Origin of the sequence: Photobacterium kasasachensis, assembly GCF_050336885.1 — a bacterium.
In the GTDB taxonomy this organism is placed as follows: Bacteria; Pseudomonadota; Gammaproteobacteria; order Enterobacterales; family Vibrionaceae; genus Photobacterium; species Photobacterium kasasachensis.
The window spans coordinates 1-12,394 of the sequence record NZ_JAKJSH010000027.1 but is presented as its reverse complement, the minus strand read 5'-3'; the positions used below and the strand labels follow the sequence as shown (position 1 = coordinate 12,394).

6 protein-coding genes, 1 tRNA gene, 3 rRNA genes and 1 riboswitch are annotated in these 12,394 nt (G+C 49.6%); of the genes, 3 read left to right on the top strand and 7 right to left on the bottom strand.

The features are described from left to right. Positions 1-64 precede the first annotated feature (64 nt). A complete protein-coding gene (locus L4D19_RS26535) occupies positions 65-1,816 on the top strand; it encodes a PglL family O-oligosaccharyltransferase (RefSeq protein WP_428454907.1) in 1,752 nt (583 codons plus the stop codon). Positions 1,817-1,914: 98 nt separating this feature from the next. Here the strand turns inward: L4D19_RS26535 and L4D19_RS26530 are convergent, their stop codons facing one another. After that, positions 1,915-3,033, bottom strand: a complete 1,119-nt coding sequence (locus tag L4D19_RS26530; protein WP_428454906.1) for a pyridoxal-phosphate-dependent aminotransferase family protein — start codon at positions 3,031-3,033, stop codon at positions 1,915-1,917. A gap of 306 nt (positions 3,034-3,339) precedes the next feature. Then, positions 3,340-3,520: riboswitch (Lysine riboswitch) on the top strand. Positions 3,521-3,636: 116 nt separating this feature from the next. Between L4D19_RS26530 and lysC the strand changes: the two genes are divergently transcribed. Beyond that, positions 3,637-5,007 carry a lysine-sensitive aspartokinase 3 gene (gene lysC, locus L4D19_RS26525; protein WP_428454905.1) on the top strand — a complete coding sequence of 457 codons (1,371 nt, stop codon included), beginning with the start codon at positions 3,637-3,639 and terminating at the stop codon, positions 5,005-5,007. 70 nt (positions 5,008-5,077) lie between these two features. On the opposite strand, the gene metH is transcribed toward lysC, so the two are convergent. Further along, on the bottom strand, positions 5,078-8,749 hold the full coding sequence (gene metH, locus L4D19_RS26520; RefSeq protein WP_428454904.1) for a methionine synthase: 3,672 nt from the start codon (positions 8,747-8,749) through the stop codon (positions 5,078-5,080). A 195-nt stretch (positions 8,750-8,944) separates the two neighbouring features. Between metH and L4D19_RS26515 the strand changes: the two genes are divergently transcribed. Continuing rightward, positions 8,945-10,225, top strand: coding sequence for a cation:proton antiporter (locus L4D19_RS26515; RefSeq protein WP_428454903.1), 1,281 nt, complete (start codon positions 8,945-8,947; stop codon positions 10,223-10,225). Positions 10,226-10,294: 69 nt separating this feature from the next. On the opposite strand, the gene metA is transcribed toward L4D19_RS26515, so the two are convergent. From metA to L4D19_RS26490, 5 genes are all read right to left on the bottom strand, one after another. After that, positions 10,295-11,236 (bottom strand): homoserine O-acetyltransferase MetA, encoded by a 942-nt coding sequence (gene metA / locus L4D19_RS26510; RefSeq protein WP_075762433.1) that lies wholly within the window; start codon positions 11,234-11,236, stop codon positions 10,295-10,297. 248 nt (positions 11,237-11,484) lie between these two features. Continuing rightward, positions 11,485-11,600, bottom strand: a 5S ribosomal RNA gene (gene rrf, locus L4D19_RS26505). 8 nt (positions 11,601-11,608) lie between these two features. Next, positions 11,609-11,684, bottom strand: a tRNA-Thr gene (locus tag L4D19_RS26500). Positions 11,685-11,776: 92 nt separating this feature from the next. Continuing rightward, positions 11,777-11,892: ribosomal RNA gene (gene rrf, locus L4D19_RS26495) — 5S ribosomal RNA — on the bottom strand. A 168-nt stretch (positions 11,893-12,060) separates the two neighbouring features. Continuing rightward, positions 12,061-12,394, bottom strand: a 23S ribosomal RNA gene (locus L4D19_RS26490); the annotation flags it as partial.

The following is a 12,394-nucleotide window of genomic DNA, read 5'->3' as shown; positions in this document are numbered from 1 at the left end:
ACTCAGGCTGGTATCAATCAGCCTGTTTAGAATCAGACATCAGCTCAACAGGCTCAGAATCACCATGACAGTGTTACATGTACAAGGCACCAGACTGGCAGAACAAAAGATAAGCAAACCTATGGTGCGTCCCTTTCTGGCCTCTATCGGTTTCCTCTTTTTGCTGGCTATGCATTACTTCCAGCACAACCCGGGTGGCTCTGGTCTAGAGCTCTCATTCAATGCCGCCAGCTGGATCCCCTTCAGCTTCGCTGTTGCTTTTGGTCTGTTCGAAATATGCCGCCAGAAGACCTGGCGCTATTCCCGCCTGACCCTGATCCTGATTGCCTGCTGTACTCTGCTGACAGTACCAGCCTTTTACCCCAACGCAGTCGGTTCCGAAGTGATTAACCGCTTATTGGCCCTTTGGGCCGGGCTGATATTTTTCATCTGCCTGCAGCAATTTTCGTTCACCCATAGTCAACGCCAACGCATGCTATGGATGGTTCTGATTGCGGTCTGGATCCAGGCCTCTCTCGGCTGGTACCAGTTTATATGGCTAGAGCCCGATAACTGGATGGGCTACGACACCATTGGCAACCGTCCTTACGGTATTTTCCAGCAACCCAATGTCATGGCCAGCTTCCTGGCGACTGGTTTGATACTATCCGCTTACTTACTGGCTCGTATCCCGATGTACCGTGGCAAGTGGTCATGGCAACAGCTATTTTTGCTGCTAACGCCTGTTATCACCATTCCCATGCTGGTTGTACTTAGCTCCCGCACTGGCTGGCTGGGAGCGATTATTGGTACTGGATTGATGATCCCCTACCTGCGTCGCTTTGCTGCCAAGGCACCGTACCGGATGTGGCTGTTGATGATAGCGCTAGGCCTGAGTGCAACCTGGAACCTAGCGAGCAGCACGGGCTGGACACCCGTTGAGAAGAAGGTAAGCCTGGAGAGCCCGCGCTCCATTCATATTCCGCAAGCCTTCAATATGTTTTTGAAACAGCCGCTGACAGGCTATGGCTACGGTACATTTGAAACGTCATTCATTACCCAGACGGCCCAGTGGCATCATGCCGATCCCGAGCAGCACTTTGGTATGGCTGCACTCGATCATCCGCACAATGAATTGCTTTACTGGGCTTCTGAGGGAGGAGTCGTCCCGCTCTTAGCGCTACTTCTGGCGGCTGCGGCTGTTTTTGCCAAAATCAAGAAAGCCCGTGAAGGAACTCAACTTGCGCTGGTTGGTCTTTTTTTTCCGATAACGCTACATACCCAGCTCGAATACCCGTTTTACCATTCACTGGCACACTGGGTGATCTTCATTATTCTGATCTATTGGGTAGATAACCTGACAGCCAAGTATTATCGCTTCAAGGCAAGCTATGTACTGACGATTCGTGTACTGGTCTTGCTGCTACCTATCGCCACGACCAGCTATATGGTTACGACGCTGTACTCGGGCTACCTACTGACAAAATACGAAACGACCCGCCCGGTCAATGTTGACTACCTGCTCAAGGTTAATAACCCCTGGGCGTGGAAACATCGATTTGAATGGGATTTGCATGTTACCCAGCTTCAGCTTGGGGCGAGTTCGAACAACCCGACTCTGATCAATGAATACATCCAATGGGCAACACAGAAAGCGGTCAACTGGCCTCGTCCGGCTCTGTATCAAAACCTCATCGCCGCCTATCATCTGCTTGGCAATACCAGTCAGGCAGAACAAATTCGGCAAGAGGCGCAATATCTGTTTCCTAATATGGACTTTACCTCGAGTGAGGCAACGCCAATTCTGAGCCATACTGCTCCGGATACAGATAAGTAAACACACTAGCCTGCAGCGACGAAATAACCCAGCTTCTCCTCAAATCAAAACGGCTACCGTAGTAGCCGTTTTGCTAAATTGCGCAATCGCGAAAGGGATTACTTCAGTGTCGTTTCCAGGGCTTTCAGACACAAAGCCACATTTTCACTACGGGCGGCATACCCCATCAAGCCTATACGCCAAGCTTTACCGGCCAACGCGCCAAGGCCTGCACCAATTTCCAGGTTATAACGCTCAAGCAAGGTCTTGCGTACTAGGGCATCATCCACCCCATCCGGAATATGCACCGCATTCAGTTGCGGCAGACGACTGGCTTCATCAACCACAAACTCGATACCTAGCTTTTCCAGTCCCTCGCGAAGCTCCAGATGAACATCCTTATGGCGCTGCCAGGCATTTTTCAGTCCTTCATTCTGTAACAGAACAAGCGCCTCATGCAGCGCATACAGGCTATTGACCGGCGCGGTATGGTGATAGCTGCGCTTACCCTCTCCACTCCAGTATCCTAGTACCAGGCTTTGATCCAGGAACCAGCTTTGTACCGGTGTCTTACGGCTTTGGATCTTATCGACAGCACTCTGCGAAAAGGTCAGCGGCGACAAACCCGGCACACATGACAGGCACTTCTGGCTGCCAGAATAAACCGCATCAAGCTGCCACTCATCCACCAGCAGAGGCACCCCACCCAGAGAAGTCACCGCATCGACAATCGTTAAGCAATCATGCTGCCTGGCAAGCTTGGCAATCGCCTCGGCATCAGTCAGGGCTCCGGTAGATGTTTCGGCATGGACGAAGGCAACAATTTTGGCATCCGGATTAGCCGCCAGTGCCTGCTCAACCAAGCTCGGATCTACCGGCTCGCCCCAAGTATTGTCCACCATAACCGCGACGCCGCCACAGCGCTCGACATTCTCGCGCATCCGCTCACCAAACACACCGTTACGGCAGACAATCACTTTGTCGCCAGGCTCAACCAGGTTAACGAAACAAGCTTCCATCCCGGCACTACCCGGAGCAGAAACGGCAATTGTAAAAGTATTCTGAGTCTGGAAGGCATACTGCAACAACTGCTTCAGCTCATCCATCATGCCGATAAACAGAGGGTCCAGGTGGCCGATCGTAGGACGACTCAACGCCTGTAGTACCTGCGGGTAAATATCAGATGGGCCGGGGCCCATTAATGTTCTTTGTGGCGGATAAAAACTACCGATTGTCATTATTGTATCTCCCTTATATAAGAGTTCGGTGATTCCCTGAAGAGCTGTGTAGGGTGCAATGCTATGCCAGCGAAAGACTCAGTCACTCGCTCACTGATGTCGTATCAGTTGGCCTTAGCGCAGATAACCAGTATTAAAGGAATTTCATTTCGAAGCAAGTCATGCGGCGAAAGCATAAAAATTGCCCGACAGGATTATTGCAATTTATTTGCATAATTTCCCACACAAGCATTGACAAACGAGCAACAAATTCGCTTCAATGGAGATCGTTTTTTGTTCATCCTGATGGCAGGAATACCATCAGGTAAAAACAGAAGAGGAGCGTTACCCAGGTATCTATGTTGCGGGGCCCCACCCCAAGGCAGCATAAGAGAGGGGGAGTAACGCCGAGATACTGCCGGACAGGGGGCCTGCAGTATCGGCCACGAAGGTTGAATCCTTCTGGCTGTCACCTTTCTCGAGTGAAAGGTGGGGAGCTTCTGGTTGTAGCGCTATCAATACGTCTCGCCTATCTGCTCTCCTGACAATTGGACGTCGGGAAATATCCTCCCGAGTAAATTCCCTATTTTTCGTTATAATTTTACTGTTATTGGGAGACTTGCTTTGAGCCCTGTAGATAATCATGCCACAGCCCTGACTGTCGCAAAGTTTGGTGGAACCAGCGTTGCCGATTTTACGGCGATGAGCCGTAGCGCCGCCATCATCAAACATAACCCAGCCGCCCGTATCGTGTTAATCAGTGCATGCTCTGGTGTAACCAACCTGCTTGTCGAGCTGGCCAATGGAGTGACTGAACCTGACCGTCGCCAGCAACTATTGACCCGACTAGGCCAAATACATCACAACGTGCTCAGCGAACTGCAATCGCCAGAGAGCGTGGTTTCAGAAATTGATAGCTTAGTTGATTCAGTGTCTACGCTAGCAGAACAAGCAGCCTCGCAACCAAGCGTGCAGCTGACTGACCAACTGGTTTCTCACGGTGAATTACTATCCACCCATCTGTTTACCCAAATTCTCAATGAAATGGATGTCGACTCTGTACGTTTCGATATTCGTGACATCATGCGAACAGACAGCCAGTTCGGAAAAGCCATCCCGCAACCTGAAGCGATTCGCCAGCTTGCTGCGGACAAACTACAGCCGCTGCTGGAAAATCAGGTTGTGATCTCACAGGGCTTCATTGGCTCGGACAGCAAGGGACAGACGACAACTTTGGGCCGTGGGGGCAGTGACTACAGTGCAGCTCTGGTCGCCGAAGCTGTTGACGCCTCTACACTGGAAATTTGGACCGATGTTCCGGGAATGTACACCACCGATCCCCGTATAGCCGCAGCCGCCAAGCCAATAAAGGAAATCAGCTTTAGCGAAGCCTCGGAAATGGCCAACTTCGGTGCCAAGATCCTCCATCCATCAACCCTGGTACCGGCTGTACGCCAGCAAATCCCGGTATTTATCGGCTCGTCCAAAGCACCGGAGCAAGGTGGCACATGGATCCGTGAAAACGTTGATGACGCGCCGCTATTTCGGGCATTGGCCCTGCGTTGCAACCAAACAATGGTGACACTGACAAGCCTGAATATGTTCCACGCCTATGGCTTCCTGGCCGAAGTGTTCCGTATACTCGCCGAGCACAAGGTATCTGTCGATCTCATCACGACTTCAGAGGTGAGTGTCTCGCTAACACTGGATCAGACCGATACCGGCGGCGGCGCACCGACCCTGCCGCCGAAAGCCGTTGAAGCGCTAAGCGAACTGTGCCGGGTCGAGGTTGAACAAGGCTTATGTCTCGTGGCGCTTATCGGCAATCAAATGAGCAGCACAAAGGGCTCGGCCAAGCAAATATTCGGGACATTGGAAGACTATAACCTGCGTATGATCTGCTATGGTGCCAGCCCGCACAATCTTTGCTTCCTCGTTAAGGAACAAGATGCCAAGTCAGTCGTGAAAGCGCTGCATCAGAAGATTTTCGAGTAGATCCTCACTGAGTCTTAACTACGAACAGGGCGCCAAACGGCGCCCTGTTTATTTCACTATCGATACAGCATTATAGGTTTGGCCCCAGCCATTTTTCAGCTTCAACCAGATCCCAGCCTTTGCGCTCGGCATAACTGTCACGCTGATCACCTTGTATCTGTGCCACAGCAAAATAACGCGTATCCGGATGTGAGAAATACCAGCCCGATACGGCCGCTCCCGGCCACATCGCAAAGCTTTCAGTCAACTTCATTCCGGTGTTTGACTCAACATCCAGCAGCTTCCAAATCTCCCCTTTTTCCGTATGCTCCGGACAGGCAGGATAGCCGGGCGCAGGACGAATACCCTGGTACTTCTCGCGGATCAAATCCTCATTATTCAGGTTCTCATCAGCCGCGTAGCCCCAGATTTCTTTGCGCACTATTTTATGCATATACTCGGCAAATGCCTCTGCCAGACGATCGGCTACCGCCTGGATCATAATAGCGTTGTAATCATCGCCCTTGGCCTTGAATTGATCCGCAATCTCATATTCACCGATCCCGCCAGTGACCGCAAACGCACCAATCCAGTCTGCCTTTCCGCTTTCTTTCGGGGCAATATAATCTGACAGGCAGTAGTTTGGCCCTTTGGGCTTTTTCGTCTGCTGGCGTAGGCCATGCAAAGTCGTCAACACCTCGGTACGAGACTCATCGGTGTAAACTTCAATGTCATCACCAATATTATTGGCAGGGAACAACCCACAGACCCCGTTGGCCTTGATCATGCCGGTCTGCTCAATCTCGTCCAGTAGCTTATTGGCATCGTCAAACAAACGCTGCGCTTCTTCGCCAACAACTTCATGTCTCAAAATTGTCGGGTATTTACCACTGAGCGACCAGGTCATGAAGAACGGGGTCCAATCGATATATTCACGCAACGTAGACACAGGGAAATCTGTGAATGTATGGATCCCGCCCTTTGCCGGAACTGGAGGCTGATAGGCCGCCCAGTCAATGTTCACCTTATTGGCACGGGCTTCTTCCAGGGTGACAGGCGCGGTACGCGGTTTTTTACGCGCATGTTGATCCCGTACCACCACATACTCTTTATCCAAACGTTCGACAAACGCAGGGCGCTGTTCATCAGAAAGCAGTGCCGAGCAAACGCCGACCGCCCGTGACGCATTCGAGACATAGACAACCGGCGCATGGTAATTCTCTTCGATTTTCACCGCAGTATGTGCCTTGGAGGTTGTTGCCCCGCCAATCAACAACGGGAGATCAAACCCCTGGCGCTCCATCTCTTTAGCTACATGTACCATCTCATCCAACGACGGGGTAATAAGGCCGCTCAGACCGATGATATCGACATTTTCTTCCTTGGCGACTTTCAGGATCTTATCGCAAGGGACCATCACGCCAAGGTCGATAATTTCATAGTTATTACATTGCAAAACCACACCAACGATATTCTTGCCAATATCGTGCACATCCCCTTTCACGGTTGCCAGTAGGATTTTTCCGTTCGACGTTCCCGCCTGCTTTTCAGCATTAATGTACGGTTCAAGGTAGGCCACTGCCTGCTTCATAACTCGGGCCGACTTCACCACCTGCGGCAGGAACATCTTGCCTTCACCGAACAAGTCGCCAACGACATTCATACCAGCCATCAATGGGCCTTCAATCACTTCCAGCGGCTTGCTTGCATTTGCTCTGGCTTCTTCCGTATCCTCAACAATAAACTCGGTAATACCTTTGACCAGCGCATGCTCCAGTCGCTTCTCGACATCCCAGCCACGCCATTCCTGCGCACTACGGTCATCCTCTACCGTTCCGCTATCACGGTATTTGTCCGCAATATCCAGCAATCGTTCGGTACTATCATCACGACGGTTAAGCACAACATCTTCAACAGCCTCTCGAAGCTCATCCGGCAGATCATCATAGATAGCCAACTGACCGGCGTTGACGATCCCCATATCCATACCGTTCTTGAAACAGTGATACAAGAAAACGGCATGAATGGCCTCCCTCACCGGGTTATTGCCCCGGAACGAGAAAGAGACGTTGGAAACCCCGCCAGAGACCATTGCATGTGGTAACGTCCGCTTGATATCACCCACAGCTTCAATGAAATCCACCGCGTAGTTGTTATGCTCATCAATACCCGTCGCCACGGCGAAAATGTTCGGGTCGAAAATAATATCTTCTGGCGGGAAGCCCACCTCATCGACCAAGACCCGGTAGGCATTAGTACAGATTTCAATTTTCCGCTCGCGCGTATCAGCCTGACCAACCTCATCAAAGGCCATGACGATAACAGCTGCGCCATAACGACGGATCAGCTTGGCCTGGCTAACAAACTTGTCTTTCCCTTCCTTAAGCGAAATGGAGTTAACGATGGCTTTACCCTGAACACACTTCAAGCCAGCCTCAATCACTTCCCACTTGGAAGAATCGACCATGATCGGTACTTTCGAGATCTCGGGCTCAGTAGCACACAGGTTGAGGAAACGGACCATAGCCGCTTCCGCATCCAGCATCCCCTCATCCATGTTGATATCGATGATCTGTGCTCCAGCCTCTACCTGCTGACGGGCCACTTCCAGCGCTTCATCATAGAGCTCTTCTTTAATGAGCCGCTTAAAACGGGCTGAACCGGTTACGTTGGTCCGCTCACCGACGTTAATAAACAAGCTATCGGCTTCTATCGTCAACGGTTCTAGACCCGACAGACGGCATGCCACAGGAATATCCGGAAGTTGGCGAGGGGTTACATCTCGCGTCACCTCAGCCATCTGTCGGATATGCTCGGGAGTGGTACCACAGCAGCCGCCGACGAGATTCAAAAAGCCACTCTGAGCCCACTCTTTAATGTGCTCTGCCATCTCTTCCGGGCTCAGGTCATATTCACCAAAAGCATTGGGCAAACCAGCATTCGGGTGTGCAGAGACGGCACACTCAGAAATACGGGATAATTCTTCAACATACTGACGGAGCTCATCTGGTCCCAGAGCACAGTTCAAACCAAAGGAAATCGGCTTAACATGACGAAGCGAGTTATAGAATGCCTCGGTCGTCTGACCGGAGAGTGTCCGTCCGGATGCATCGGTGATCGTGCCCGAGATCATTACGGGCAATTCGAAGCCAAGTTCTTCAAAAACACTCTCGACAGCAAATGAACAGGCTTTGGCATTCAGGGTATCAAAGATCGTTTCGATCAGAATTAAATCAGAGCCGCCTTCAATCAACGCTCGGGTAGACTCTGAATAGGCCTCGACCAATTGATCAAAAGTGACATTTCGAAAACCGGGATCGTTAACATCCGGCGATATAGAACATGTGCGGTTGGTCGGACCCAGGACACCGGCAACAAAACGCGGCTTATCCGGTGTTTTTGCTGTCCACTCATCTGCGGCCTGACGGGCAAGGCGTGCAGCCTCAAGGTTGATCTCTGCGCTCAGGCTTTCCATGTCATAGTCAGCCATCGCAATGGTAGTTGCGTTAAAGGTGTTGGTTTCCAGAATATCTGCACCGGCCTCTAAATAAGACAAGTGGATATCTTTGATCAACTGGGGCTGTGTCAGTACCAAAAGGTCGTTATTGCCTTTGAGATCTGAGTGCCAGTCAGCAAACCGCTCACCACGATAATCCGCTTCTTCCAGCTTGTAGCCCTGAATCATGGTACCCATACCACCATCAATGATCAGGATCTGCTGCTCTAGTCGCTTCTGTATTAATTCCTTGCCCTTTAACACCACACTACTTCCCTTATCTATTTTTACAGCTGAATAACATCCTACCACAGTCCATATGGAAATCTAGACGTCTAAACTTGTTTTCTCTATCAAAACAAAACCAGAATCTAGGAAAGTTTTCTATAGCTATCGCTGCGTGATGGATTTATATTTTGTCACAATTTCATACTTTACTTTTAACCATATTGAGGTTGACGCATGTCGGTCTATAGCACCCTCTGCTTTCTTGCTGCTGCTGCAATGATCATTGCATTTATCAACAGCAAAATAGGAAAAATGCAAACCACTATCGCCATTACTGCCGGGGCATTGGTATTGTCACTGGGTATCGTTATCGCAGGACAGAACGGCTGGTTTCATCTAGAAGATATTGCCGCCGAGCAGCTTGGCGAAATTAACTTCGAGAGTTTTCTGCTAAAAGGGATCCTGGGCTTTTTGCTTTTTGCCGGTGGACTAGGGATTAAACTGCCCAACCTCGAAGATCAAAAATGGGAAATCACAGTACTTGCACTGGCGGCAACCCTGTTTTCAACCTTCTTCATTGGTTTTTCTCTCTGGGGGCTCTGTCAGTTTCTCGGCATTCAGTTTGATCTTATCTACTGCCTGATATTTGGCTCACTCATATCGCCTACCGATCCAATCGCAGTGTTAGCTATTGTGAAAAAGCTCGATGCACCGAGACGCATCTCAACACAAATTGAAGGTGAATCCCTTTTCAATGATGGTTTTGGCCTCGTTATTTTCGTTACCTTGTTCACCATTGCTTTCGGCAATGAAACGCCAACCGTGCTTGGTGTAGGTCAGCTATTTGTACAGGAGGCTATTGGAGGAATCGTCTATGGCTTTTTACTTGGCTTACTCTTCCATTACCTCATCAGCGCCACCGATGATCACTCGATGGAGCTCCTCCTGACTTTAGGTATTCCCACTGCCGGTTATGTATTTGCCGATGTTATTCATGTCTCTGGGCCACTGGCGATGGTCGTTTCCGGCATCATGATCGGCAACTGGACTCGCTATATTGGTTTTTCCAAAGAGAGTGAGGATCATCTCGACCACTTCTGGGAACTGGTCGATGAGTTCCTCAATGGCGTTCTGTTCCTGCTGATCGGTATGAGCATGCTGCAGTTCAGTTTCCATCAGGAAGACTGGGTATTGATGGTTGTCGCTGTTCCACTGGTACTGCTCAGCCGTTATCTAAGTATCAAATTTTCGTATATGGGTTTCGAGCGCTACCGGCAATACAATCCACTCTCGGTGAAAATACTGACCTGGGGCGGATTACGTGGCGGCCTTGCTCTGGCGATGGCAATGGCTATCCCGGCAGGGATTATTGTTATCCCGGAGAAGAACATTGATGTCAGGGAAATCATTTTGGTGATGACTTATGCCGTCGTTGTATTTTCGATTCTCATTCAAGGCTCAACTATTACTCCACTGATCCACAAAGCCAAGCAATGGGAAACTAATAATCAGTAATCTTCTATAAACGGTTGCCGTAAGCCTTTAGTCAAAAGACCTGCTGTTGCAGGTCTTTTCATTTCTAGGTTAATCATCCTTGGTAAAGTTGGCTTCCGAGAAATGCTCGAGATCATAAGGCGTCTGCTGGTAGACACAGTAGTTAAGCCAATTAGAAAACAATAGATGGCCATGACTGCGCCAACTGGCAACCGGAGGGTTGTCAGGGTTATCATCGGGATAATAATTGACAGGTATCGCGGGCTCCATCCCCTCAGCCAGGTCACGTACATACTCATTATGCAACGTTGATACATCATATTCCGGATGACCCGTCACGAAGACATTACGCTTATCTTTGGTGGCAGCCAGATACACACCAGCCTGATCAGAGGTTGCTAGAATATCGAGATCGGTATGCTCGGCTAAATACTCCGGTGAAAAATCAGCATACCGTGAATGCGGCGCCAGGAAGGAATCATCAAAACCACGAAGAATAGGGTTATGGCAATCATGTGTCCGGTGGAAATAGACCCCTGACAGCTTTTCTTTGCGCGTTCTCTTCGGCAAGTCATACAACAACTTCAAGCCAGCCTGTGCCGCCCAGCAAACAAACATAGTCGAAGTGACATGCTCCTTGGCCCAATTCATGATTGTCTGTATTTCTTCCCAATACAGCACATCTTCAAATTGAACGAGTCCCAGGGGCGCTCCGGTTACAATCAGGCCATCGTAGTTCCGATCCTTTACCATCTCAAACTGACGATAGAACGTATCTAGGTGCTCAGTTGGCGTATTCTTGGTTGGCCGGTTATCTATTCGCAACAACTCCACATCAACTTGCAGCGGGCTATTTGACAATAACCGTAAGAACTGAGTTTCCGTCTCAATTTTCTTCGGCATCAAATTCAACAATAACACCTTCAGTGGACGTATTTCCTGGCTGGCGGCACGCGCTTCCGACATCACAAAGATATTCTCACTACGTAAGATATCAGTAGCTGGTAATTGGTCAGGAATTTTTATCGGCATTGGTTTACTCCTTAAACGTTATACCGAACGAAACAACTTACATGCCGACCTCCCTCATAACAAACGTTGGCATTAAGATGTTTAGACGTCCAGATTTCTAAAATAAAACTATATAAATTTGGTCTAAGGTGCAAGGGAAAGAGTATTAAAAGAATTGTAGATAATGAAGAGATGATGAGGAAAAGTAATGAAGGGAATTCTCGTCCAGAAACGAGAAAACCCAGCCAAAGGCTGGGTTTTGAAAGGGTGTTCAGCAATGACCTACTCTCACATGGGGAGACCCCACACTACCATCGGCGCTACAATGTTTCACTTCTGAGTTCGGCATGGGATCAGGTGGGACCATTGTGCTATTGTCGCTGAACAAATTAGTGGTGCTAGTACCCAGATTTGAACTGGGGACCTCACCCTTACCAAGGGTGCGCTCTACCAACTGAGCTATACCAGCACGCAATTCTGCGTATAAACAAAGTCTTACTAATACTGCTTTGTTTATTTTTGCTTTCATCTTTTTCTAAAAAGATGAAAGCTTAAATTCAAGCCTGGCGATGTCCTACTCTCACATGGGGAGACCCCACACTACCATCGGCGCTATTACGTTTCACTGCTGAGTTCGGCATGGGATCAGGTGGGTCCATAATGCTATGGTCGCCAAGCAAATTCGTTTTATTACCCGCCGTAGCAAGTAATAGCAATCTGGGAAAGTTAACTAGTCGTTCTCGCGCYTACATTCAAGCGTMTGTGGAGTCCGTGACCTACATGGATGTAGGAAATACTGATAATCGTCTGGAACGATTTCAGTAATAAAACCCCTTGGGTGTTGTATGGTTAAGCCTCACGGGCAATTAGTACAGGTTAGCTCAACGCCTCACAGCGCTTACACACCCTGCCTATCTACGTCGTAGTCTCCAACAACCCTTCAGGATACTTAAAGTATCAGGGATGACTCATCTCAGGGCTCGCTTCCCGCTTAGATGCTTTCAGCGGTTATCGATTCCGAACTTAGCTACCGGGCAATGCGTCTGGCGACACAACCCGAACACCAGAGGTTCGTCCACTCCGGTCCTCTCGTACTAGGAGCAGCCCCCTTCAATCATCCAACGCCCACGGCAGATAGGGACCGAACTGTCTCACGACGTTCTAAACCCAGCTCGCGTA